Origin of the sequence: Mycolicibacterium sediminis, from assembly GCF_010731735.1 — a bacterium.
Classification (GTDB): Bacteria; Actinomycetota; Actinomycetes; order Mycobacteriales; family Mycobacteriaceae; genus Mycobacterium; species Mycobacterium sediminis.
Window position 1 is genome coordinate 768,496 of sequence record NZ_AP022588.1, and the last position, 24,340, is coordinate 792,835.

The following is a 24,340-nucleotide window of genomic DNA, read 5'->3' on the forward strand; positions in this document are numbered from 1 at the left end:
TGAACGGGTCAGCCCGCGATGACCTTACCCACGACTGCCGGTGTGCGGCGGTCGTTCCGGCGGTGTCCACCCCGTCGCGACCTGCGCCGGAGACGCGCGATGGGAGTCTGCTGGTCATCCGGTACACGTTTGTGCTGGTAGCCGCCTAACATCAGTGCGTGGCCGACACGCGAGCGGGGGACTCCGACGCCGCAGGCGAACGCGCTGCCGCGTCGGACGATCCGCAGTACGGCTACCTGCTCGACGACGCCGACGCCCCCGCCGACCAGTACCGGGGCAGGATGGCGTGGAGCGAGACGGACCGGGACTTCGGACTCCGCCCGCAGGACGTGCCGCCGGCCGGTCACTTCGACGCCTTCGACGCGGACACCTGGAACTTCAAGCCGGCAGCCGCGCCGTGGCACGAGTCGCCGCTGGCCAGGCTCGCCCTGATCGCCGTCGCGCTGGCCGCGGTGGCGCTGGTCGTGTCGGTCGTGCTGCTGGCCATCGACGGCGGTCGCGGCGACGGCGACGACGCGCCGGGCCCGACGACGTCCGAGGCACCCGCGACCACCGCGACGACGGCCCCGTCCAGCGAGGTCCTGCCGCCGCCACCACCACCGCCCCCTCCCCCGCCGGAGTCGACGGAGCCGGCGCCGCAGGAACCCGTCTACCAGCGGCCGCGCCAGCCGAGCCAGAGCAAGAAGCCCGAGATCGGCGTCACCCGCACGCCGGTGACGCGGTCGCCGATCAGCGTCGCTCCGCAGCGCCCGAGCGGGAACCGGAACTGAGCGCCGTGCCGGACTTCGACGCCGCCGCCGCCGCCGCGTTCGCCGGCGCACCGGTCGCGGCGCTGACCACGGTGCGTCCCGACGGAGCGCCGCACGTCGTCCCCGTCGTCTTCGCGGTGCACGAGGGCGTCGTGTTCACCGCCGTCGACGCCAAGCGGAAGTCGACCCAGCACCTGCAGCGCCTGGTCAACATCGCCTCCGAGCCCCGCGTCAGCCTCCTCGTCGACCACTACGACGAGGACTGGAGCAAGCTCTGGTGGGTACGCGCCGACGGCGTTGCCGCCGTGCACGTTTCGGGCGACATGATGGCCGGGGGCTACACGCTGCTGCGCGCCAAGTACCCGCAGTACGACCGGATCGCGCTCGACGGACCCGTCGTCACGGTCGAGGTCGGCAAGTGGGCGGGCTGGCACGCCTGACGTATTGCGGGCGGTGGGGCCGCTGCGGCCCTATGGGGGTTTGCGCTTCAGGGTCGTGGTTTGGCCGGCCAGTAGGTGATTCCACGACCATGACTTCCGTCTTCGCGTAGGGCCGCGTGATGTTCACGCGATGAAACTGCGTCCAGGGTCGTGCTCGTCGCGCGATCACGACCCTCGGCGCAGTCTCGATGCGACGCGACCGGTGAACGCCAACGAAGCCCCCTCCCCCCGGGGATGGTTTCGGGGAGGGGGCTCCGGTCTGGGGGCGGCCGGCGTCAGCGGACGTCGGTGCCGGTGAGGTGGGCGATGTAGGCGGGGCCGTGGTTGCCGTGCCAGCCGGGCTTGGCGGTCGGCGCGGGGTGGGCGTGGGTCTGGGGCGCGTAGGAGTAGCCGGGGCCCGAGGGCTGCTGGCCACCGGGGCCTGCGGTGGCGTTGGCGGCGCCGGCGAGGCCGAGGGCTGCGCTGCCGAGGATTCCGGCGGTGAGGATGGGCAGTGCGGCGAGGCGGATGAGGTTCGTCATGTCGAGTCCTTCTGTCTGGGTGGAGCTTTGGTGTCGGTGGCCGGTGTGCTCCGGCGATGACTCAACTATGTCGCGGCGGGGGCCGGGAGTCTGTCCGGTGACCGGTGGACGGGCGGGATGAACACGAGGTCCACCGATCGGGGGACAGCGGGCGAGCCGCCGTGCGACGGTGGCGGCATGGCACTGCGCATCGTTCAGTGGGGTACCGGCGCCGTCGGCCGGGAGGTCCTGGCCACTGTCCTGGATCCCCGCAGCGGGCTCGAACTCATGGGTGTGCGGGTGTACTCCGACGCCAAGGACGGCGTCGATGCGGGCACGCTCATCGGCCGCGACCCCGTCGGCGTGGTGGCCACGACCGACGTGGCGGCAGTCCTCGACCTCGACGCGGACTGCGTGGTCTACACGCCGCGCCTCACCGACGTCGACGAGGTCTGCGCCATCCTCCGCAGTGGCACGAACGTCGTGACGACGGCGTTCCTGTTCCATCCCGCGCGCATCGCGGCGGCCGACCGGGATCGTCTCCTCGCGGCCTGCGAGGAAGGCGGGACGACGGTGCACGGTTGCGGCCTGAACCCCGGCAACCTGTCCGGCGCGCTGCCCCTCGCGCTGACGGGCATGAGCCGCACGATCGAGAAGCTGACACTGCAGGAGCGGGCCGACTGGTCGGTGTACGACAGCACCGCGATCACGTTCGACAACATGCGATTCGGGGCGCCGGTCGACGAGATCAGCGTGACGGCGAACGACTTCCTGGCGTTCAACAGCTCGATCTTCGTCGAGCAGGTGTGGCTGCTCGCCGACGCGTTGCACGCCGGCATCGACGAGGTGACCGCCGACGTGGAGGCCGTCGCCGCCGAGCACGACCACGAGATCTTCGACCACGTGTTGCGCGCGGGAACGACGGCGGGTCAGCGGTGGAACTGGGTCGGGCGCCGCGACGGCGAGCCGCTCGTCGAGATCGAGACGCTGTGGACCGTCGGCAACGAGTACCCGAAGCACTGGCCGAAGCCGCGCCACGGCTGGACGCTCACCGTCGAGGGCGACCCGTCGATGCAGTCACACTTCCTGTCGCTGGCCAGTTTCCGGCGCGACGCCAGCATGCTCGAGCACGTGAACTCAGCCAACGTGGCGACGGCGATGCAGGTGCTCAACGCGGTGCCCGCGGTGTGCGCGGCGGCGCCGGGGTTCGCGACCATCGCCGACCTGCCGCCGGTGCGCAGCCTGATCGGCTTCGGCAACGCCTGACCCCTTACACGCCGAAACGGCATTCCCTGTCGCCAAGCGGGTGCTGTGACGACAGGGAATGCGGTTTCGGCGCACGTTCGGCGCACGATCAAGCGGGGGCTACAGCAGGCCGAGCAGCTCCAGATCGGTGACGTACTTGACGATCACCTCACGGGTGACGTGCGGGATGTCCTTGTCCGGCCCGATCTTGGCTTCCTGCACCGCCGCACGGAACCGGTCGGTCGGGGCCATCGCACCATTCATCGGGTGGTCCGGCGACTGGTAGTTGTGCAGCAGCGGCAGCAGTGACGCGTTGCGCTGCCGTCCGGGCAGGCTCCGCAGCGTGGTCGAGAACCGCTCGAGCCACGTCGCGTAGTCGCCCACGCGGCGCACCGGGTAGCCGGCCTCGATGAGCCAGTCGACGAACTGGTCCATGCCGATGCCGTCGTCGTAGGGGTTCATGACGTGGTAGGTCTCGAAGCCCTCGTCGACGTGTGACCCCAGGGTCGAGATCGCGTCGGCGATGAACTCGACGGGCAGGCCGTCGTAGTGCGCGCGCTGCGTGTTGCCGTCGGCGTCCAAGGCGTAGAACGACTCGGGTGCGACGCCGGTTGCCACCAGGCTCAACATCATTCGGGTGAACATGTCGGGCAGGTTGAGCTGGCCGGCGTAGGTGGTGTCGGCCAGGATCATGTCGCAGCGGAACACCGAGACCGGAAGGCCGCACAGGTCGTGGGCCTCGCGCAGGAGCACCTCACCGGCCCACTTGCTGTTGCCGTAGCCGTTGGCGTAGCTGTCGTCGACGACGCGGACCGCACTCATCGTGCGGACGTCGCTGTCCTCGTCGAAGGTGCCGGGCGTGATGCCCGCGCCGACGCCGATGGTCGAGACGTAGGCGAACGGCTTGATCTTCGTCGTGATCGCGATGCGGATCAGTTCGGCGGTGCCGAGCGCGTTCGGCCCGAACAGCTGGCTGTACGGCAGGACGTGGTTGACCAGGGCGGCCGGGTCGACGATCAGGTCGACGGTGTCGGCGAGCCGCTGCCACGTGGCGTCGTCCAGCCCGAGGTTGGGCTCGCCCTTGTCACCGGCGATCACCTCGAGGTGCTTCGCGGCCAACTCCTGGTAGTGCGCCAGCAGCGTGGGGTCACCACTGTCGAACGTCTTGTCCAGGCGCGCGAGGGCGTCTTCGTTCGAGCGACCGCGGATCAGGCAGATCACCGTGCCGTCGACCAGCGCCATCCGCTCCAGCCACTCGAGTGCCAGGTAGCGCCCGAGGAAGCCGGTCGCGCCGGTGAGCAGCACCGTCCGGACCTCGGTGGCCGGACCCGGCAGTGCCGTTGCGGCGGTGAGGGTTTCGGCGTCGATGAACTTGTCCAGCGTCAGATCGGCGGCGCGCACCTCGGTGGCGTCGCGACCGTGCACGGCGTCGTAGGTGGGCCGCTTGCTGCCGCCGGAGCGCTCGACCTCGACGTACTGCGCGATCGAGGCCAGGTCACTGGCCGGGCTGACGATCACGCCGACGGGGACGTCGACGCCGAAGATCTCATGCAGCAGGTTGGCGAACGTCAACGCCGACAACGAGTCTCCGCCGAGGTCGGAGAAGTGCGCGTCCCCGGTCACGTCCGCGGCGGCCGCACCCAGCAGGGCGCGGGCGGCGCGACCGACCGTCTCGAGCACCGGACCGTCGGCGCCGTTCTGCCGCAGCTCGCGCAGTTCACCGGCCTGCCCGTCGGACAGGTCGAGGTAGAGCTGCTCGAGGTCGGGGCCGTAGTGCTCCTTGAGCCGTGGCCACGCCAGCTTGCGGATGCCGGTCAGCAGACCGTTCTCCACGGTGAAGGGGGTGGTCTCGACGATGAAGTCACGCGGGATCTCGTAGGACTGCAGATCGGCGTTGCGCGCGGCCTCCTTGAGCGAGGCGCTGATGGCCGACTTCAGTGCGTCGGTGTCGTCGTAGCGGGCCTGGGCGTCGTCGGTGGGGACGACGACCGCCAGCAGGTACGGGCGAGCGCTGTTGCCGTACAAGAAGATCTGGTGCACCAGCGGGCTGCCGCCGAACGCGGCCTCCAGCTTGGACACCGTGACGAACTCGCCCTGCGACAGCTTCAGCACGTTGTTGCGGCGGTCGACGTAGCGGACCTGGTCGGGTCCGGTCTGTGCGACGACGTCGCCGGTGCGGTAGTAGCCGTCGGCGTCGAACACCTCGGCGGTGACCTCGGGCCGCTTGTAGTAGCCCGGGAACAGCTGGTCGGACTTGACCAGCAGCTCACCGCGGGGGTGCGGGACGTCGGTGCCGAAATAGCCGAGCTCGGGCACGTCGACGAGCTTGTAGTCGATCACCGGTGGGCGGCGGATCTGGCCGTCCACGAACACGGCGCCGGCCTCGGTGGAGCCGTAGCCCTCGATGAGGTGCATGTCGAGCAGTTCCTCGACCCACGACTTGAGTTCGGGGGCGATCGGCGCGGAACCGGTCAGCGCGGTGACGAACCGGTTGCCGAGCAGGTCACGCCGGAGATCGGCGAGCACCTGCGCCTCGTCGGCGTCGACGCCGCCGTCCACATGCGCGGCCTCCTCCTTCGTCGTCGACCGACGGCGGGCCACTTCGCTCTCGTACTCCTGGTGCAGCATGTCCCAGATCCGTGGGACGAAGTTCATCTGCGTGGGCCGCGTCATCGCGAGGTCCTCGAGGAACGTCGACAGGTCGCTGCGCGCCGCGAAGTAGACGGTGCCGCCGGCGGCGAGTGTCGCGTAGAGGCCGCCGCGGCCCATGACGTGGCTCATCGGCATGAAGCTCAGCGTGATGGAGGGGACCGCGCCCTGGTGCTCGTCCCAGTGCGCCATCGCGTCGCCGGCACCCCACATGTCGGCGACCTTGCGCGCGGGGTACATGGCACCCTTGGGCGCGCCGGTGCTGCCGGACGTGTAGATCAGCAGCGCCAGCGGATCGTCCTCGCCGGTCTCGACGTCCCCGACGGGGGGCAGGTCGGCGCCGCGGGCGATGACGTCGGCGAGGGTCTCGACGACGACGCCGGTGGTGGCGAGGCGGTCACGTGCGGCGTCGAGCGCCTCGCGCTGGTCGTCCACCTCGGGCCGGTAGTCGAAGACCACGAGGCTCTTCGGCGCGGGTCCCTCGAGGATGAGTGCGACGGCGTCGTCGACGTAGTCGATGCTCGACGCGATCACGGCGGGCTCGGTCTCGGTGACGATCGGCTGCAGCTGGGCCTGGGGCGCGCTGGTCTGCAGCGGTACGGAGACGGCGCCGATCTGGGTCAACGCGGTGTCGACGACGGTGTAGTCGACGCTGGTGAACCCGAGGATGGCCACGCGGTCACCGACGGCGACGGGGCCCGCGGCGAATGCGGCGGCCACTGCCTGGGCGCGGGTGCCGAGTTCGCCATAGGTGACGGTGTCGAAGCGGGGCTGCAGCGTGGCGACGGTGCGGCCGGCGTCGTCGGTGGTGAATTCGACGGCGCGCTGACGGAGCGCGGGCCGGTCGGCGTAGGAGGTCAGTACGGTCCGGACGACGTCGGGAAGGCGTTGTCCTGCCATGGCCGCGCTCACGGTCTCATCGGGCTTGGCCGCGGCGAATTCCGGGTCGTTGGCGTAGAGGTCGGCGAGGCGGCGTTCGAGCCGGGCCTCGCGAGTCTCGGTAGGCATGTCGTGTCCTTCGATGTGTGGCATGTGGTCTGGGCGGGAAGCTTCATTGCTCACCCGGACCGGTACAACGTTAGCAAAACTAAAGATATGCCCCTGTGCCTGACCTGGCAGTTTCCTGTGAGGAATAGCTCGAAGGCGCTTGGTCGTTATGCTGGCTAAATATTCGGGGACTACGAGAGGACTGTTCATGGCACGCACTGAGGACGACACCTGGGACCTCGCGACCAGCGTCGGAGCGACCGCCACCATGGTTGCGGCTGCCCGGGCGATCGCGACCAACGCCGACGAGCCACTGATCGACGACCCGTTCGCCGAACCGCTCGTCCGCGCGGTCGGTGTGGACTTTCTCACACGCTGGGCGTCGGGCGAGATCCGCAGCGAGGACATCGACGTCGAGGGCATGGGCTGGGGCCTGAGCCAGATGCCTGCCGCGATGGCCGCCCGGACCCGCTACTTCGACCGGTTCTTCGCTGACGCCGCCGCTGCCGGCATCCGCCAGGCCGTCATCCTCGCGTCCGGACTCGACGCCCGTGCCTACCGCCTGGACTGGCCCGCAGACATGACGGTGTTCGAGATCGACCAGCCCACCGTCATCGAGTTCAAGTCGGTCACGATCGCCGGGATGGGCGCCGCACCGAAGGCCGACCTCCGCACCGTTGCGATCGACCTGCGCGAGGACTGGCCCACCGCACTGAAGGACGCGGGCTTCGACCCCACCAAGCCGTCGGCATGGATCGCCGAGGGCCTCTTCGGATACCTGCCGCCCGAGGCGCAGGACAGCCTGCTCGACGCGGTCACCGAGCTGAGCGCGCCCGGCAGTCGGATCGGCAGCGAGGCCGTCCCCAGCCAGCCCGAGGGCGAGGTAGACGGCATGCGGGAGAAGATGAGTGCGGCCACCGCCAAGTGGCGCGAGCACGGTTTCGACCTCGACTTCACCGAGCTGACGTTCCACGGCGAGCGCAACGACGTCGACACCTACCTGGGCGCACGTGGCTGGACGTCCGTCGGCACGCCGATGGGTGAACTGTTGGCCGCCAACGGCTTCCCCGCGATCCCGGAGACCGAGGACGACCAGGCGACCATGAACGCCGTCGTCTACTACACCTCGACGCTCGGCTAGACGCTAGGACGCGCGCCGGGTGGCCTCGAGTTCGAGTTCGGCCTCGTAGGCCCCCTGGTCGCGGCCCAGCGCCACCGATGCCGCGGTCATCGCGCCGATCACGAACGTCAGCGCGATGGCCTCGTATCGTCCAGCATTGAGTTCCTCGCCGAGCAGGATGGCGCCGAGGAACACCGCGACGACCGGTTCGAGGACCAGCATCGTCGGCACCGACATCTGTAGCGCTCCGGCGTGGAACGCCGACTGCTGCAGCAGCACCGCGAATACGCCGAGGATCACCAACGCGTACGGCGCCGGCGTGACGAGGGTGCTGAGCAACCCTCGTTCGTCGAGGGTGTGCATGACGACCTTGGTCAGGACGGCGACCACGCCGAAGAGCACGCCGACGGCGACCGCGACCGCGACCGCGCGCTGCCAGCCCTCGACGCGCACGGCGATCACCACGCAGACGACGACGATCGCGGTGCAGACGCCCGCCACGACGGCGACCACCGGCAGCGTCGCGATCGCCGCCTGGGGCCCGGGCCGTGCCAGCAGGACGAACACCGCGAGCGAGGCCGTCAGGACGCCCGCCCACAACCACTCCGAGCGGCGGACGCGCCGATGTGCCAGCCGTGCGCTGAGCGGCAGCGCGAACAGCAGCGCCGAGACCAGCAGGGGTTGCACCAGGATCAGCGATCCCTTGATCAGCGCCAGCGCCTGAAAGACGTAGCCGAGGATCGCGACGGCGGTGCCGGCCCACCAGAGCGGGCGGCGCAGCAGCGTGCGGAACATGACGACGCTGACGCCCTGCTCGGACGGCACGTCGATGGTGGCGCGCTGCCGCACGACGATGCCGATCGCCATGGCGATGGCGGCGCAGAGGGACAGGACGACGACGAGCCCATGGGTCAGCAACGTCCTGGGCTTCCTCTCATCGGTTCGGCGACAACCCCCGTCGCTTCCACCGTAGAGGTTGTCGTCAGACTGCTTCGAGTCGAACGGGCCGCTCGGGGTCGGGGTCCGGCGTCCCGGACGGATCGATCTTGTCGTTCACGCGCGTCACCACGGAGTCGACGCGGTGCACGGCGGCGTCACACAGACCGCGGACCCGCTCACCCGCGGTGTCGACGTCGTCGGCCGCACTCAGGAGATAGGAGCGGAGGTTGACCCGCAGCCGGTCGCCGATCAGGCGCACCCGGCGCCGCAGGTGGTCGTCGACGTCGAGCGTGACGTAGGGCAGTACTCGAAGTGCCATGGTCTGCTCCAGAGAGTGGGGCGTGAGGTCGAGGTCGCCTCCAGGTTAGCGAAGGTGGCGTGGTTCACAACGTGACGTCCCTCGCGTGACATCCGTCAAGTTCTGCGAGGTCACATCAGGTCGGCGATCGCCTCGCGGGTGTGCAGGTCGTCGTACGCCGCGGAGTACCGCTGTGCCAGGGCGAGCGCGATGTCGGGCCGCTGCCACAGCTCGCCCGCGCTGGCGGTGCACAGCCAGAGCGTCAACCCGTGCGCGGCCGACGCCCGGTAGCGCAGCCACACCTCGTCAGCGGACGGCATCTCGTCGGTGGGCAGGTCGAGCGCGTCGCGGTAGACCTCGAGCAGTTCGCGCTCGTGGGCCCGGCGGTCCGCGGTGGTGACCGCGCCCTGCAGGAAGTAGCCGAGGTCGAGGCCGAAGTTGCCGCGCCGGGCCACCTGCCAGTCGAGGAAGCCGACCGTGCCGTCCGGCATCAGGTAGGTGTTGCCGACGTGCGCGTCGCCGTGGAGCAGCGTCGACGGTCCGGTGGTCAGCGTGCGGACGTAGGGCTTCCAGACGTCCTCGACGAGTTCGTCGATGGTGAGCGCGTGCACCGAGGCGGGCGCGTCGTCGCCGAGGCGGTCCAGCGCGGCGGGCAGGGGCGCGTACTGCATGCCGTCCCACGGCACGAACGGCTCCAGCCACTCCAGCTCGGGTCGCTCCAGCCGGGTGCCCCAGTACCGGCCGTGCATGCGAGCAAGCCCGAACACGCCGTCTGCGGCCTGGTCGGGAGTGAGTGGCCGGGTGGCGTCGCGGGGGTCGGCGCCGCGGGCGGTGAGGTCCTCCATGACCAGCATGAAGTCCTTCGCCGCCTCGTCGATGGGAGCCGCGTACACCAGCGGATGTTCCAGCGGCAGTTCGACGTTCGACGCGAACAGCCGCGGTTCGTGCAGCAGTCCGCTGGTCATCTCGATCATCGCCCTGTGGTCGGGGTCCACGGCCTTGACGAACACCGTCGCCGGGCCGGAGCCGGACGAGTACGTCACGGCGAGGCGCGCCCGCCGGTTGGTGCCGTCGTCGCGCATGGCCACCTCGACGGCGTCGACGACGGCTCCGGGATGGTGAGTGGCCAGCGCGGCGGTGAGCCACTCCGGCGTGATCTCGCTCCAGTCGGAGGGGACGACGACGGCGGCGGTCACCGGACGAACGCCGGCATCGCGTCCCATCCGCGCACCGTCGACGTCGGGGACAGCGCGGCGTTCGGCAGGTCGATCTCCCACTCGGGGAAGCGCTTGAGGATCTCCTCGAGCGCGATGCGGCCTTCGAGCCGCGCCAGCGCCGATCCCAGGCAGTAGTGGGTGCCGACGCTGAACGCGAGGTGCTGGCGCTGTTCGCGGTGGATGTCGAAGACGTCGCCGTCGGGCGGGAACTGGCGGCTGTCGCGGACCGCGGCGCCGATCAGCATCATCATGATGCTGCCCTCGGGCACGGTCTGCCCGTGGATCTCGACGTCGCGGGTGACGTACCGGGCGACGTGCGGCGCGGGCGGCTCGAAGCGCAGCAGTTCCTCGACGGCCTGCGGGATCAGCGCCGGGTTCTGCGCCAATTCCCGGCGCTGGTCCGGGTTCTCGGCCAGCACCTTGCCCGCCCACCCGATGAGGCGCGTCGTGGTCTCGTTGCCCGCACCGGCGACGACGTTGATGTAGATCAGCAGTTCCTCGCGGGTGAGGGTGCGGGTGACGCCCTCCCAGTCGGTGAATTCGACGTTGAGCAGTTCGGTCATGATGTCGTTGGACGGGTTGTCCCGGCGCCAGTCGATGTAGGCCTCGAAGATCGACCCGTCGACCAGCCCGTCCTGCGCGGCTGACATCGGTTTGCCTGCCTCCGTGCGCATCTGGGCGTTCGCGTGGTCGCGGATCATCTCCTGGTCACCTTCGGGGATGCCGAGCAGGGCGCTGATCACCCGCATGGGCATGATGGCGCCGAGGTCGGTGACGAAGTCGAAGCGGTCGCCGCCGACGAGCGGGTCCAGCGCCTGCGCGCAGTACTCCCGGATCTTCGGCTCCAGCGCGCTGATCTTGCGCGGCGTGAACATCCGCGCCAGCAGCTTGCGGTGCGTGGTGTGGATGGGCGGGTCTTCGAAGATCAGTGCGCCCGAGGGGATGTCGATGTTCGCCTTGATCAGCTCGATGATGGCGCCGCGGGCCGAGCTGAAGGTCTCGTGGTCGACGAGCGCCTTGTTGACGTCGGCGAAGCGGCTGATGGCGTAGAAGCCGTGGACGTCGTTGTAGTACAGCGGCGCCTCCTCGCGGAGACGGGCGAACACCGGGTACGGGTCGGCGTTGATCTCGACGTCGTAGGGGTCGAAGTACAGGTCCCTGGTCGCTGCGTCGACGGTTGTCGAGTCGGTCACGTGGTCGCCTCTCGAGAGTGTGGCCACCCGAGGGCTGCACGGGTCGCTTACACGCGTAAGTTACACGGCTGAGCGACTGCCCGACAAGGGTCGGCTGATCCCTAGGTGGACTCGCGCACGATCAGGTGCGCGACGTTCGCGCTGCTCGGTTCGCGTACCGACGGATAACCGAGTTCGGCCATCATGGCCACGACCGACACGTCGACGATGGTTTCCGCGTCGAAGCCCACCGACGTCAACGGTGGAGCGCTCACCGCGCCCAGCGGCCGGGCGTCCACGCCCATCACCGCCAGGTCCTCGGGACAGCGCAGGCCCGCCCGTCGGATGCCGTGCAGCACGACCATCGCCGTCTCGTCGCTCTCCGCACAGACGGCCGTGATCCCCTCGGCCACCCAGCCGGTGACCACGTCGCCGGCATTCGAGCCGTCGGCGCGCAGGACACCGGTCGCGATCCGGTCGAGGCCACGGGCGTCCGCGGCGGCGTGCAGACCGGCCAGCCAGTACTCCCCCAGCGGCCGCACCTGCTCGACGTCGGAGAAGGCGAAGGCCAACCGGCGGTGTCCGCGGGAGGCGAGGTGCTCCACCCGCATCTCGCCGATCGTCAGGTGCAGCGCGCCCATGGCGTGCAACTGGGCGCTGCCGAGGTGGATCTGCGGGATGCCCGCGGCCGTCACCGCGTCGAGCGCTGCGCCGCTGAGCGGGAACACGCCGGTCACGGCGATCGGGTTCAGGTCGGCGATGGCGTCGACGACGTTGCGGCCGTCCTCGGTCTCGAACTGCAGCGAGAGCACGACGCCGCGCCGGGCCAGCGCCGCGGTCAGGCGGCTGCCGACCTCGATCAGCAGGTCCCCCAGCGATATTCGCGGGACGACGTAGAGCACCACGCCGCTACCGCCGCGGGCGAGGTTACGCGCGGCGAGGTTGGGTCGGTAGCCGAGTTGCTCGGCGGCCGCGTGCACGGCTGCCCGGGTCTGCGCCGAGATCGTCTGGCCGGCGACGTCGTTGAGGACGTAGGTGACGGTGGCGGGCGAGACCTTGGCCAGGCGCGCGACGTCTGTTTTCGTCGGCCGCGCCGACTTGCTGGCCGCAGTCGGCCGCGCCTTCACACCCACACCGCACATCGTGGCACGTCAGGTGCGCAACCGGGTGCCCGCCGTCTCGCGGAGACCCAGCACCGTCAGCAGCGACAGCAGGGCGGCGCCCATCAAGTAGAACGCCGGGGCGAGCACCCCCGTCTCGCTGGTCAGCCACGTGACCACGTAGGGCGTGGTCCCACCGAACCCGGCGACGGCGATGTTGTAGCCGACCGAGAACCCGCTGTAGCGCACCCGAGTGGCGAACAGTTCGACGCCCGCGGTCACCGCCGCCGAGATGTACACCGACTCGATCGCGGCGAGCAGGCAGTGCGCGGTGATCGCCGCCGTCAACGAGCCGGAGTTCAGAAGCAGGAACAGCGGGTACGCGGCGACCACGAACAGCGCCGATCCGCCGATCAGCATCGGCCTGCGGCCCACCCGGTCGGACAGCGCGGCGAGCGGCAGGATCAGCACCAGCGCGGTCAGGCTGGCCAGGGTGATCGACGTGAACGACGCGGTCTTCGAGTAGTTCAGCGTTCTGATCAGGTAGGTCGGCAGGAACGTGAATACGACGTAGTAGCCGACGTTGAAGACGAGGAAGAGCCCGATGACCTGGAGGATGGACGTCCACGAGGTGCGCACGGCCTCCCGCAGCGGACGCTTCGCGACGTCGTCGGTGGTGCTCAGCCGGGTGAACTCGGGCGTGTCGTCGAGCCGCAGCCGGATGTAGAGGCCGACGAGTCCGAGCGGGGCGGCCAGCAGGAACGGGATGCGCCAGCCGTAGGACTCCATCGCCGCCGCCGGCAGCGCGGCCTGCAGCACCGTCACGGTGATCGAGCCGAGTAGGAAGCCGACCACGCCCGACCAGGCCATGAACGTCACGGTGAGCCCGCGACGCTCGTCGGAGGCGTACTCCGCGAGATAGACCGCGCCGCCGCCGTACTCACCGCCGGCCGAGAAGCCCTGCAGGCAGCGGAAGAAGAGCAGAAGCAGCGGAGCGGCCACCCCGATCGTCGCGTAGGTCGGCAGTAGGCCGATCGCCAGCGTCGCCGCCGACATCAGCAGGATGACGATCGCGAGCACGCGCTGCCGGCCGAGCCGGTCGCCGAGCGGGCCGAAGACGAAGCCGCCGAGCGGCCTCGCGAAGAATGCGGCCGCGAAGATCGCGAACGTGTTGAGCAGAGCGGCGGTGTCGTCGCCGGCGGGGAAGAAGTTCGCGGCGATGAACGTCGCCAGGAATCCGTAGATGGCGAAGTCGAACCACTCCACGGCATTCCCGATGGAGGCGCCGACGACGGCCCTGCGGACGGCGGCCGGTCGCGAGGTCGTTGGCGTCGTCGTCGGCATGGCGTCCTTCCGTCGGTGGCTGTGGCGCAACAGAATACGCAGAGCGGATCGGGTCTCGGCCGCGAACGGAAGTAGGCGAAGTGCTTACCCGACCGTTCCCCGCCGAACGTGGGTTTACGCCACACTCACGGCGCCGCGGCGTGACACGACGCAACGCTCGACGGTCGGGCAGGGGCTATGCGTCCGCCTGACCCGACTCGGGAACGTCGCGCTCGCAAACCTGAGGGCGCCTCGCACCTGACGGCCGCCTGATCGCGACCCTGCCGATTTCCCCATCGAATCACACCAGGTCAACTTCAAACGTCCTGCAGCGAAGCGTTCAGGGGCCTGCAAAGCGGCCCTAGAATCGTGTCTGGAGCGGCTGTTCTCGGGTAGACTGGGCGGGTACCGCGGCGCGGCCACGCCGCCTCCCACCTGCAACGATCCCCGAGGAGACATGGCGATGGATGCTGCCCGAGATCAGGACGACTACACCGGAGATTCTATCCGGATATTGGACGGTTTGGACGTCGTCCGCAAACTTCCCGGGATGTACGTCGGCTCCACCGACGAGCGGGGACTGCACCACCTGGCGTCGGAGATCGTCGACAACGCGGTCGACGAGTCGATGGCCGGCCACGCCACCAGAATCGAGGTCCGACTGCTCGACGGCGGCGGGGTGGAGGTCGCCGACGACGGGCGCGGCATCCCCGTCGACCTGCACTCGACCGGCGTGCCCACGGTGGACGTCGTGATGACCGTGCTGCACGCCGGCGGGAAGTTCGGCGACAAGACGTACGGGACCTCCGGCGGGTTGCACGGTGTCGGCGTCTCGGTGGTGAACGCCCTGTCGACCCGCCTGGAGGTGGACATCCGACGGGACGGCTACCAGTGGTTCCAGACCTACGACCGCGCGGTCCCCGGCACGTTGCGTCGCGGCCCCAGGACCAGCGAGACGGGTACCACCGTCCGATTCTGGCCGGACCCCGACGTCTTCGACGTCACCCGTTTCGACGCCGACACCGTCGCGCGCCGCCTGCGCGACGTCGCCTTCCTCAACGACGGCTTGACCACCACGCTGACCGACGAGCGTCACGATCCCGGGTCTGTCGTGACGCGCCGAACACATTGCTATGCAGACGGATTGACGGACTACCTGCGCGAGGTGAACGGGTCGAACGGCATTCACCCGAGCGTGATCCGGTTCGGCGGCACCGACGGGGGCCACTGGCTCGACGTCGCCCTGCAGTGGAACGGTGGGTACGACGACGCCGTCCGCAGCTTCGCCAACACGGTCCACACGCACCAGGGCGGGACGCACGACGAGGGCTTCCGGAGCGCACTGACGTCTGCCGTCAACAACTATGCGCGCGAGCACGGGCTGCTCACGCCACGCTCGGCGGTGCCCAGGGGTGACGACATCCGCCAGGGGCTGACGGCGGTGGTATCGGTGCGGCTGTCGCGTCCCCAGTTCGAGGGTCAGACCAAGAACGCGCTGACCAACAGGGAGGTCCGGTCGTTCGTGCACAAGGTCTGCTACGAGCGGTTGTCGAGCTGGCTGAACGGCCATCCCGCCGAGGCGAAGGTCATCGTCGCGAAAGCCGTTCGCGCGGCCCGGGAACGGTCGGGTGTCGACGCGTCGCGTGCCAAGCGGTTGACGGTGAGCGGTCTGCCCGGCAAGCTCGCCGACTGCCGATCCAACGATCCACGGCGGTCGGAATTGTATGTCGTCGAGGGTGATTCGGCCGGCGGGTCGGCCAAGAGCGGCAGGGATTCGGAGTTCCAGGCGATCTTGCCGCTGCGCGGGAAGATCATCAACGTCGAGAAGGCCAGGCTCGACCGCGTCCTGAAGAACACCGAGGTGCAGGCGATCGTCGCCGCGCTGGGAACGGGCATCCATCGGGACTTCGACATCTCGAAACTGCGCTACCACAAGGTGGTTCTGATGGCGGACGCCGACGTCGACGGTCAGCACATCTCCACGCTGCTCCTCACGCTGCTGTTCCGCTTCACGCGGCCGCTCCTCGAGGGCGGTCACGTCTACCTCGCGCAACCACCGCTGTACAAGCTCAAGTGGCAGCGCGCCGCAGCGGAGTTCGCGTACTCCGATCTCGAGCGCGACGGGCTACTACGGGCAGGCCTGGCGGCGGGTCGGCGGATCAACGCCGACGACGGCATCCAGCGCTACAAGGGTCTCGGTGAGATGGATGCGCGGGAGCTGTGGGAGACGACGATGGACCCGGCGGTACGGGTCCTGCGTCAGGTCACCGTCGACGACGCCGCGGCGGCCGACCAGTTGTTCTCCATCGTCATGGGTGAGGACGTCGAGGCGCGGCGGCAATTCATCACCCGGAACGCGCGGGACGTCCGCTTCCTGGACGTCTGACCTCACCGACACTGCGGTGAGATCGACTTCTGGCGCGGGATCCCGATCTCACCGCAGTCTCGGCGAGAAGGGGGAACCGCGCGACGCCCCTCAGCTCAACGCGGCGAGGTTGTTGACCGACTTCTCGACGTCGCCTCGGAGCACTCGTGCGCACAGGGTGCCGATCGGCCCGTCGAGCAGCGCGCCGTGCAGACCCGCGTTGAGGTGGAACGTGGTGCCGGGCTGGTTGTCGTCGATCGTCATGTGCAGGTCGATGTGTACCCCGCCGCGACCGGTGCCGCGCATCTCGATGCGGTTCGGCTCGTCGTACTCCGTCACCTCCCAGTGGATGGTGTTGCGGAAGGCCTTGACCTTGATCAACGACGACACCGTGGTGCCCTTCTCGATGACGTCGGGCACCGGGCTCTTCCATCCACCGAAGATCGTCAACCACTCGTCGAAGCGCTTCAGATCGGATGCGAGCACCCACGCACGCTCGGGCGTGAGGGCAGAGGTTACGGACACGTCAACGGTCGCCATCCACCACTTGTACCCGACTCGCGCCGGATCGACCCGCCGGGCGCGGCTACGGGACCGGAACCGGCGCCGGCGCAGGGGCCGGAACGGGCGCGGGGGGCGGCGGCGGGGCAGGCATCCCCACGCCCAGCACACGCTGCAGGTCGGGCTTCATGGCCTGCAGCTGCGCACCCCAGTAGCCCCAGCTGTGCGTGCCGTTGGTCGGGAAGTTGAAGATCGCGTTGCGACCGCCCGCCGCGACGTACTTGTTCTGGAAGTCCTTGTTGGTGTTGATGGTGATGTTCTCGAGGAACTGCGCGCTGTACGCGGTGCCGAAGTCGCCGCCGGGTGCGTCGAGGTCGGACGACCTGCCGTTGCCGCAGTAGACCCACACCGCGGTGTTGTTGGCGACGAGCATGTTGATGTTCACCGTCGGGTCGTTGCGGCGCCACGCCGGGTCACTGGTCGTACCCCACATGTCGGTGGCGTTGAACCCGCCCGCGTCCTTCATCGCGAAGCCGATCATGGTGGGCCACAACCCGGCCGACGGATTCAGGAAGCCGGACAGCGAGGCCGCGAAGATGAATTGCGCGGGATGCCAGATCGCCAGGGTGAGCGCCGCGCCACCCGCCATGGAGAGGCCGACGACGGCGTTGCCGGTGGGTGCGATGCCGCGGTTCGCGGCGAGCCAGCCCGGGAGTTCCTGGGTCAGGAACGTCTCCCACTTGTAGGTGACGGGCCCCGCGCTCCCGACGGCCGGCCGGTACCAGTCGGTGTAGAAGCTGGACTGGCCGCCGACGGGCATCACCAGCGAGAGCCCGGAATCGTGGTACCAGTCGAAGGCTGCGGTGTTGATGTCCCAGCCGCTCGCGTCCTCCTGTGCCCGAAGACCGTCGAGCAGGAAGACGGCGTGCGGGCCGCCGCCCTGGAAGGTCACCCGGATGTCGCGGCCCATCGACGGCGACGGCACGCTCAGCTGCTCGATCGGCAGCCCGGCACTGGAGTAGGCACCCGCGGTGGGCGCCGGCACGGTGATGCCGATCAGCGCGGGCAACGCGAGCGTCGCGATCAGAACGGCGGACAGCCGCTTCACCTTCAACAACACCGGGGACACTCCATTCGTCGATTCCCGGGAAACGTAACAACGGCCCCGACCGGCCCCCGTTCCCCACGCGGCCCGTATCCGGCTCGTTATCAAGGCGTTTCGCGATCGTTGGCAACCGGCGCGGCTTCGAGTTCGATGAGTCCGCGCTGTGAGCCCTCCGGGGAGTCCCTGTGAATCACCTTGATCGGGACGCCACCGCGCGGTCGGGTCGGCACACTTTGATCAACCGAAACAACGGCGATCAACCGACGAAGGGGTATGTCATGCCACGTTCCATCACTCGCCGACTCGTGGGCGGTGCAGTCCTCACCGGTGGTGTCCTCGGCGCCGCACTGTTCGGCGGCATCGCGCCCGCCTTCGCCAACGAGGATCCGGCGGCCAACCCGCCGAACTGCAGCGCCGCCGACCTCGAGGGCGTCCGCGCCGGGGTCTCCGCGTCGACGTCGGCGTACCTGTTCACCCATCCGGACCTCAACGGATACGTGTCCACCCTGTCGGGGCTGCCCCGCGAGGAGGTGGCCAAGCAGACGCAGGGCTACCTGGCCCAGCACCCCCAGGAGCAGGCCGAGATGGCCGGCATCCGGCAGCCGCTGATGGACATCAAGGAGCGGTGCGGCGCGCCGCCACCCGCGCCCTGACCCTCAGGCGTAGATGGCGAGTAGTGCGGCGGTGCGCCACCAGATCAGGCCGACGAACACCGCCAGCAGCGCGATCGTGACGCCGGCCTGCACCACATTGCGGTTGGCGCGGGGCGCGTAGCCGTACGCCCACGCGACCACCGCTCCGGTGACGAGGCCACCGATGTGTCCCTGCCAGCTGATCCCGGGGACCACGAACGTGATCACCAGGTTGATCACGATGAGCACGATGATCGGGCGCATGTCGAAGTCCAGCTTGCGCGCGAGGACGAGCGACGCGCCGAACAGCCCGAAGATGGCGCCGGACGCACCGAGGGTCGCCGCCTCGATCGGTGACAGCAGGTAGACCAGCACCGACCCGCCTATCGCGCTCAGCGCGTAGACGCCGATGAACCGGACGTGCCCCAGCGCGGCCTCCAGCGCGGGGCCGGTGAAGTACAGCGCCACCATGTTGAACAGGATGTGCGTCACGCCGACGTGGAGGAACGCCGACGTGATCAGCCGGTAGAACTGATCGTCGTAGGCGATGCCGATCGGCCACAGGACGAACTGGCGGTACACGTCGTCGCTCACCTTCTGGAGGACGAAGGCGATGACGTTGATGGCGATCAGCACGTAGGTCACCAGGGGCCGCTCCACCGGTCGGCCGCCGAACGCCGTCACAGGCTGCCGCACCGACCGCGCCGCCGCGTCGACGCACCCGACGCACTGATGCCCGACGGGCGCCTGCCGCATGCACTCCGGGCAGATGGGCCGCTGGCACCGGGTGCAGTGCACCCAGGTCTGCCGATCGGGGTGCCGGTAGCAGGTCGGCGGCGCGCCCAGCGGCTGCTGCGGGTACGGGTTGCTCACGAACACCACTCTTCCAGTCCGACGGAACTCGGTTCGCGCACGGGATGCCTCAGAACCGCCAGAGCGCTTCCTGCGTGGTGCTCGCGATCAACGCACCCGAGGCGGAGTACAGCGAGCCGGCCACCAACCCACGCGCGTCGCTGTTGGTGAGCGACCGCACCTCGTAGCGGTGCCACTGGTGCGGGTCGAAGGCGCGGTGGAACCACACCGCGTGGTCGAGGCTCGCGGCGTACCCGACGTGCGGGTCCAGCGGGACGCCCGGCGGGCGGGCGACGGGCACGGGACCGAAGTCGGACAGGAACGTCAGCGCGCAGGCCCGGACCAGTGCGTCGTCCTCGATGGGGTCGCGCGTGCGGATCCAGAAGGGGGGCACGGCGAAGTCGGAGTCGTCGCCGGGCGTCACCCGCATGTCGAAGCGGTCCGCGAACCCCATGGTGGGTTTCTTCGGTACCGCGTCGTCGAACTCGAGGGCCGGGACGACGGGGGGCTGCCAGTCTGCGGCGACCTCGGCACGGTGGAACGACGCGATCATCTCCAGGATCACCTTGCCGTGCTGCACCGCGGTGACGCGGCGGGTGTCGAACGACCGGCCGTCGCGGGTGCGCTCGACCCGCAGTTCGACGTCGACGCCGTACTCCCCGCCGCGCACGAAGTAGAGGTGCAGGGACTGCGGCAGCTTGTCGGGTTCGACGGTCGCGCCCGCGGCGGCGAGGGCCTGCGCGGCGATCAGCCCGCCGAACAGGCGGTTCCCCGGCCCGCGCGGCGGATTGGGCGCGACGAACACGTCACCGCGCCGCTCGAAGTCGAGGAGTCGGGCGATCCAGCTGGGCCGGTCACAGCCGGAGTTGACGGGTGTCATCAATCGGCACCCTAGCCGACCCGTGACGGGTCCCCGGCGATCAGTCGGGCGGGAGGAAGGGACGCGCGACGACGGCGAACACCACCACGGCGGCGAAGGGTGCCGCCGCGGGCAGCCAGGCGACGTCGGCGGGGACCACCGCGGCGAACGTCGCGACCGAGGAGAGGGCGAGGGCCCCCAGCATCGTCGGCGCGGACACGCTCGCCTCCGCGACGTGGCGGGTGACGAGGTAGGCGGTGGCGGCCAGGCCCGCCAGGGCGGCGACCAGGGCGGGCGGGTCGGTGAGGACCACCAGTGCGACGACGCACACCACTGCCACCGTCGCGCCGACCGCCCAGCGGACCCCGACCGCGACCGCCACCACCGCCGCGGCGACAAGTCCGAACGCGGGACCGTCGACTCCGCCGGCGATCGCGGCGATCATCAGCAGTCCGAAGGCCGGGGACAGCGCGCGCACGTCACCGCCGCCTGGAGGTGCGGCGCCGGTGGTCGGGCACGAGGTGCATCACGTGGTCGAGCGCGGAGGACTCGGGCCACGCGATCACGTCGACGCCGACGGTGGCCATGTCCCGGTACATGAAGGACCGCTGCTGCGACCACATCCGGTGGACCAGCGGATCCTGGTCGTCGCCGAAGGGCGCCCCGGCCAGCACGTCGACGGCCACCACCACGTGACCGAGCCGGCACAGGTCGATCAGGGCGAGCGCGAAGTCCGTGTCGAGCAGGGTCGAGAACGCGACGACGATCGCGCCGGACGGCACCGACGCCCGCGGTGCGAGCGTGCCCGTCGAGCGCTCGTAGGCGGCGCCGGCCCCGAGCACCGCGTCGAGCACGCGATAGAACTGCCGTCGACCGATGTCGGGGGGCAGCCACCGCGGGCTGCCCCCGAGTGCGACGACGCCTGCCCGATCGCCGCCGCGCAGCGCGCTCTGCACCACCTGGACGGCGCCGCGCGCAGTGCGCTCGGTGGCGTCGGTGGCCGGTCCCGGCGGCTGGTCGTAGGTGTCGACGAGGACGACCACGTCGGCGGCGCGCTCGCTGAGCCGCTCCGTCACGTGCAGGCTGCCGCGGCGTGCGCTGACCGGCCAGTTCACCGTTCGCAGGTGGTCGCCGGGCACGTAGGTGCGGATGCCGCCGAACTCGACGCCCCGGCCGATGCGGGAGGTGATGTGCGTGCCGAGCCGGTCGAGGAGTTCGGTCCGCGGCAGCGCCGTCGCCTCGGCCGGCACGAGCGGGAAGACGAAGACGTCGGCGATCTCGGCCGTCGCGGTGCCCTCGAACAGTCCGCCGCGCCCAGGGACCGAGACGTGCACGCGCAGCGGGTAGCGCCCCCAGCGGTCGGTGCTCGCGGTCACGTCGGTGCGGCCGTCCGGTCGCGGCGTCACCGCGCATCGCAGACCGCTGCTGCCGGTGACCGCGACGTCGACCGGCGTCCCGTCGTCCGCCGACGCCCACACCGTCAGCCGTACGTCCTCGGTCTCGAAGCAGCGCAGCACGCCGGGGTCGGCGTGCACCTCCACCGATGGTGGCCTGCGCTGCCAGCCGATCGACGCCAGCACCCCCGCCAGCGGCGCGACGAACACGGCCATCTGCCACGCCGAGGTGAGCACCGCGGCCGCGAGCCCCACGGCCAGGCACGTCGCGATCGCACGCGTCAACGACGATGCGCGCCAACGTAGTTCGACCGGAGTGCTCACGCGCCGCCCGTGCGCGGCACCGGCACGCGCTTCAGCAGTTCCTCGACCACGTCGACGCTGCGCACCTGGCGCACCCACATCTCCGGACGCAGGCTGATGCGGTGCGCCATGGCGGGCACGGCGAGCGCCTTCACGTCCTCGGGTATGACGTAGTCGCGCCCGGCGAGCAGCGCACGGGCCCTGGCCAACTGCACCAGGTCCAGTTCGGCACGGGGGCTGGCGCCGACCGCCACCTGGGGATGCTGACGGCTGGCGGTGGCGAGCGACACGACGTAGCGCAGGACGTCCTCGTGCACGGTGACGCGTTCCACCGCGTCTCGCATGGCCAGCAGCTCGGCGGCGTCGACCACCCGATCGACGGTGGCCTCCGGCGTGCCGCGATCGAGGCGACGGCGCAGCATCGACACCTCCTCCGGCCCGGACAGGTACCGCAGTTCGAGCCGCACGGTGAAGCGGTCGAGCTGGGCCTCGGGCAGCGGGTAGGTGCCCTCGTACTCGATCGGGTTGTCGGTGGCCAGCACCACGAACGGTTCGTCGAGCCGGTGGGTGACGCCGTCGATGCTGATCTGTCCCTCGGCCATCGCCTCGAGCAGCGCCGCCTGCGTCTTGGGTGGCGTCCTGTTGATCTCGTCGGCGAGCAGCAGGTTGGTGAAGATGGGTCCGGGCCGGAATTCGAAGCGCCCCGACCGCATGTCGTAGATCGTCGAGCCGAGCAGGTCGGCAGGCAGCAGGTCGGGGGTGAACTGCACGCGGGTGAACTCGAGGCCGAGCGCAGCGGCGAAGCAGCGGGCGATCAGGGTCTTGCCGAGCCCGGGCAGGTCCTCGATCAGCGCATGGCCGCGGGCGAGCACCGCGACGAGGATCAGTTCGAGTGCGGGTCGGCGGCCCACGACGACGCGCTGCACCTCGTCGAGCACCGCCTCGCACCGGGCGGCGGTGTCGGCGGCGGTGATCGAGTCGGTCATATGCGCTCCAGCCGTCGAAGTAGTTCGTCCAGTACTTCTCGGCCCGGACCGGGTGCGTCCCTGCCCTCGGTGGCGACCGCGTCGGGGTCCACCCAGATCCACAGTTCGTCGCCGAACACCATGCGTGCGGTGGCGTGGAAGCTCGTCGCGTCCTTGCTCCTGCGCTGTCCGGTGGCCAGTTCGAACTGGCGGGCCAGGACCGGGCGGAGGTGCTTGTCCCAGTCGGCGCGGGTCGAGTCGGCGCGACTGACCAGGGTGTCGGTGCGGGCCAGCCACCGGCGCAGCGTCGCCGCCGGATCCCGCGACGTGGATTCGTCGACCGGATCGGGAACCTCCCGCACCACGTACCAGCGCAACCCGAGGAGCACCACCGCGGCAGCGGCCCCGCCCGCCCAGGCGATCACCGACCGGTCGGGGACCCCGAGCACGGCCACCTCGACGATGGCGACCAGCAGCAGCCCGGCCGCGAGCAGCCGCGTCACACCCTGCTCCCTAGTTCGTCGAGCACCCGCTGAAGGACGCCGACGGCCGCCTCCCGGTGCCGCTCGGTCATCACGTGTGGGCTGAACCGCGCCTCCTCGAAGAGGTCCACCAGTTCCGTTGCGCTGTCGGGTCGCAACGCATTCAGGTCGACGGCGCGAGCGAGGACCTCCGACGCGGTGTCGAAGTCCCTCGGGCTCGCGCCGGGCACGCGGGCGAGTTCGTGCTCCATCGCCGCCCAGCACGCGATGATCGAACTGCGGGGGTCGAGCGTCAGGTCGCCGACGGCGGCGAGCCCGACCTCCGCCGCGCGCGCGAGGTTCTCGGACTCGGCATCGGAGAGCGGCGTCGCGGGCGGGCCGACGGACTCGACCGGTGCCGCGGCACGCGGGCGACGGCGGGCGCCGACCACGCTTCCGGCCACGATGACGACGAGGAAGGCCGCGGTGACGGCGTAGAAGTAGCCCAGCAGGTTCCAGTCCTCCGAGACGACGGGATCGTCTGCGGCGTCAGCGTCGCTCGGCGGGGGCGGCGACTCCGCGGCGGGGGCGGAGGTGGCCGGTGGGTCCGGCTCGGACCCCTGCGGGGTGGCGTCGAGCGTCAGTCTGCTCAGCATCGCGACGACCAGTACCCACAGGAGGACGGCTCCGAACGCGATCAGCCAGGTGCGACGGGCGGGCCCACCGCGATCGACGCGCATCCAGTCGAGCCTGCCCGCGACCCGCGCCGCGCCTGCCGCGGGTCGGCGGACCCGGACGACGACCGCCACCGTTACCACCGCGACCGCGGCGGCGAGCAGCGTGATGACCACGACCGCCGCTACCGGATCGTCGGGGGTTCGCTCCACGAGGGCCGGTTCGCCGCCGGGCATGTGGCCGCGGAGGGCCAGCGTGACCAAGGCGAGGCAGCCAGCCGCCATCGCCACGGACGCAGTCGCGCGCCCCGTCGACGTCTCGGCCATCGCGGACCTCCCGGGCGACCGCGCGTCGGGTCACCCTTGCCCTGGTGACCTCGACTCTAGGCCGCCCGTCGCGGGGTCCTGGCCGGGATTACGGAACCGTCACCGCGACTGTGGGCGTAGTGCACGATTTCGGCTCACTTGGCGTACGTAGACCCCACACTCG

23 protein-coding genes are annotated in these 24,340 nt (G+C 70.1%); 6 read left to right on the plus strand and 17 right to left on the minus strand.

The annotated features are described in order from the left end of the window. Positions 1 to 158 precede the first annotated feature (158 nt). Together G6N64_RS03785 and G6N64_RS03790 are read left to right on the plus strand one after the other, a co-directional pair. Positions 159 to 770, plus strand: coding sequence for a hypothetical protein (locus G6N64_RS03785; protein ID WP_163795666.1), 612 nt, complete (start codon positions 159 to 161; stop codon positions 768 to 770). A 5-nt stretch (positions 771 to 775) separates the two neighbouring features. Beyond that, complete coding sequence (locus G6N64_RS03790; protein ID WP_163795667.1) at positions 776 to 1,189, plus strand: TIGR03668 family PPOX class F420-dependent oxidoreductase; 414 nt, start codon at positions 776 to 778, stop codon at positions 1,187 to 1,189. A 275-nt stretch (positions 1,190 to 1,464) separates the two neighbouring features. Here G6N64_RS03790 and G6N64_RS03795 read toward each other — a convergent pair whose 3' ends face one another. Beyond that, positions 1,465 to 1,710: a hypothetical protein gene (locus G6N64_RS03795; protein ID WP_163795668.1), complete on the minus strand. Its 246-nt coding sequence runs from the start codon at positions 1,708 to 1,710 to the stop codon at positions 1,465 to 1,467. 177 nt (positions 1,711 to 1,887) lie between these two features. Here G6N64_RS03795 and G6N64_RS03800 point away from each other — a divergent pair, with 177 nt between their 5' ends. Then, positions 1,888 to 2,955 (plus strand): NAD(P)H-dependent amine dehydrogenase family protein, encoded by a 1,068-nt coding sequence (locus G6N64_RS03800; protein ID WP_163795669.1) that lies wholly within the window; start codon positions 1,888 to 1,890, stop codon positions 2,953 to 2,955. A 99-nt stretch (positions 2,956 to 3,054) separates the two neighbouring features. Here G6N64_RS03800 and car read toward each other — a convergent pair whose 3' ends face one another. Further along, entirely contained in the window at positions 3,055 to 6,591 is a 3,537-nt protein-coding gene (car, locus tag G6N64_RS03805) for a carboxylic acid reductase (protein ID WP_163795670.1), read from the minus strand. 187 nt (positions 6,592 to 6,778) lie between these two features. Between car and G6N64_RS03810 the strand changes: the two genes are divergently transcribed. Continuing rightward, positions 6,779 to 7,711 (plus strand): SAM-dependent methyltransferase, encoded by a 933-nt coding sequence (locus tag G6N64_RS03810; protein WP_163795671.1) that lies wholly within the window; start codon positions 6,779 to 6,781, stop codon positions 7,709 to 7,711. 3 nt (positions 7,712 to 7,714) lie between these two features. On the opposite strand, the gene G6N64_RS03815 is transcribed toward G6N64_RS03810, so the two are convergent. The 6 genes from G6N64_RS03815 to G6N64_RS03840 form a co-directional block, all read right to left on the minus strand. Continuing rightward, positions 7,715 to 8,608 carry a DMT family transporter gene (locus G6N64_RS03815; RefSeq protein ID WP_163795672.1) on the minus strand — a complete coding sequence of 298 codons (894 nt, stop codon included), beginning with the start codon at positions 8,606 to 8,608 and terminating at the stop codon, positions 7,715 to 7,717. Positions 8,609 to 8,672: 64 nt separating this feature from the next. Beyond that, complete coding sequence (locus G6N64_RS03820; protein ID WP_163795673.1) at positions 8,673 to 8,948, minus strand: hypothetical protein; 276 nt, start codon at positions 8,946 to 8,948, stop codon at positions 8,673 to 8,675. 110 nt (positions 8,949 to 9,058) lie between these two features. Then, positions 9,059 to 10,150 carry a phosphotransferase gene (locus G6N64_RS03825; RefSeq protein ID WP_163795674.1) on the minus strand — a complete coding sequence of 364 codons (1,092 nt, stop codon included), beginning with the start codon at positions 10,148 to 10,150 and terminating at the stop codon, positions 9,059 to 9,061. Beyond that, positions 10,120 to 11,337 carry a cytochrome P450 gene (locus G6N64_RS03830; protein ID WP_163795675.1) on the minus strand — a complete coding sequence of 406 codons (1,218 nt, stop codon included), beginning with the start codon at positions 11,335 to 11,337 and terminating at the stop codon, positions 10,120 to 10,122. The genes G6N64_RS03825 and G6N64_RS03830 overlap by 31 nt, the downstream gene beginning before the upstream one ends. Positions 11,338 to 11,438: 101 nt before the next feature. After that, positions 11,439 to 12,449, minus strand: coding sequence for a LacI family DNA-binding transcriptional regulator (locus G6N64_RS03835; RefSeq protein WP_246230926.1), 1,011 nt, complete (start codon positions 12,447 to 12,449; stop codon positions 11,439 to 11,441). Between the two features lie 18 nt (positions 12,450 to 12,467). Beyond that, the gene (locus G6N64_RS03840) at positions 12,468 to 13,760 is read right to left on the minus strand and encodes an MFS transporter (RefSeq protein ID WP_163795677.1); all 1,293 of its coding nucleotides are present in this window, start codon (positions 13,758 to 13,760) and stop codon (positions 12,468 to 12,470) included. A gap of 436 nt (positions 13,761 to 14,196) precedes the next feature. Here G6N64_RS03840 and G6N64_RS03845 point away from each other — a divergent pair, with 436 nt between their 5' ends. Then, positions 14,197 to 16,125 carry a DNA gyrase subunit B gene (locus G6N64_RS03845; RefSeq protein ID WP_163795678.1) on the plus strand — a complete coding sequence of 643 codons (1,929 nt, stop codon included), beginning with the start codon at positions 14,197 to 14,199 and terminating at the stop codon, positions 16,123 to 16,125. Between the two features lie 90 nt (positions 16,126 to 16,215). On the opposite strand, the gene G6N64_RS03850 is transcribed toward G6N64_RS03845, so the two are convergent. Together G6N64_RS03850 and G6N64_RS03855 are read right to left on the minus strand one after the other, a co-directional pair. Continuing rightward, positions 16,216 to 16,644, minus strand: coding sequence for a type II toxin-antitoxin system Rv0910 family toxin (locus G6N64_RS03850; protein ID WP_163795679.1), 429 nt, complete (start codon positions 16,642 to 16,644; stop codon positions 16,216 to 16,218). A gap of 46 nt (positions 16,645 to 16,690) precedes the next feature. Then, entirely contained in the window at positions 16,691 to 17,725 is a 1,035-nt protein-coding gene (locus G6N64_RS03855) for an esterase family protein (RefSeq protein WP_281361482.1), read from the minus strand. A gap of 263 nt (positions 17,726 to 17,988) precedes the next feature. Here G6N64_RS03855 and G6N64_RS03860 point away from each other — a divergent pair, with 263 nt between their 5' ends. Next, positions 17,989 to 18,363, plus strand: a complete 375-nt coding sequence (locus G6N64_RS03860) for a heme-binding protein (protein ID WP_163795680.1) — start codon at positions 17,989 to 17,991, stop codon at positions 18,361 to 18,363. Positions 18,364 to 18,366: 3 nt separating this feature from the next. Here G6N64_RS03860 and G6N64_RS03865 read toward each other — a convergent pair whose 3' ends face one another. The 7 genes from G6N64_RS03865 to G6N64_RS03895 are packed head-to-tail and all read right to left on the minus strand — an operon-like array spanning position 18,367 to position 24,177. Continuing rightward, positions 18,367 to 19,215 carry a rhomboid family intramembrane serine protease gene (locus G6N64_RS03865; RefSeq protein WP_163795681.1) on the minus strand — a complete coding sequence of 283 codons (849 nt, stop codon included), beginning with the start codon at positions 19,213 to 19,215 and terminating at the stop codon, positions 18,367 to 18,369. A gap of 49 nt (positions 19,216 to 19,264) precedes the next feature. Next, positions 19,265 to 20,074, minus strand: coding sequence for an acyl-CoA thioesterase (locus G6N64_RS03870; RefSeq protein ID WP_163795682.1), 810 nt, complete (start codon positions 20,072 to 20,074; stop codon positions 19,265 to 19,267). 40 nt (positions 20,075 to 20,114) lie between these two features. Further along, positions 20,115 to 20,531, minus strand: a complete 417-nt coding sequence (locus G6N64_RS03875) for a hypothetical protein (protein ID WP_163795683.1) — start codon at positions 20,529 to 20,531, stop codon at positions 20,115 to 20,117. 1 nt (position 20,532) lies between these two features. Continuing rightward, positions 20,533 to 21,771 (minus strand): DUF58 domain-containing protein, encoded by a 1,239-nt coding sequence (locus G6N64_RS03880; RefSeq protein ID WP_163795684.1) that lies wholly within the window; start codon positions 21,769 to 21,771, stop codon positions 20,533 to 20,535. Then, positions 21,768 to 22,736 carry an AAA family ATPase gene (locus tag G6N64_RS03885; RefSeq protein ID WP_163795685.1) on the minus strand — a complete coding sequence of 323 codons (969 nt, stop codon included), beginning with the start codon at positions 22,734 to 22,736 and terminating at the stop codon, positions 21,768 to 21,770. The genes G6N64_RS03880 and G6N64_RS03885 overlap by 4 nt, the downstream gene beginning before the upstream one ends. Beyond that, positions 22,733 to 23,218, minus strand: a complete 486-nt coding sequence (locus G6N64_RS03890) for a hypothetical protein (RefSeq protein WP_163795686.1) — start codon at positions 23,216 to 23,218, stop codon at positions 22,733 to 22,735. The genes G6N64_RS03885 and G6N64_RS03890 overlap by 4 nt, the downstream gene beginning before the upstream one ends. After that, the gene (locus tag G6N64_RS03895) at positions 23,215 to 24,177 is read right to left on the minus strand and encodes a DUF4129 domain-containing protein (RefSeq protein ID WP_163795687.1); all 963 of its coding nucleotides are present in this window, start codon (positions 24,175 to 24,177) and stop codon (positions 23,215 to 23,217) included. The genes G6N64_RS03890 and G6N64_RS03895 overlap by 4 nt, the downstream gene beginning before the upstream one ends. Between the last annotated feature and the right edge of the window lie 163 nt (positions 24,178 to 24,340).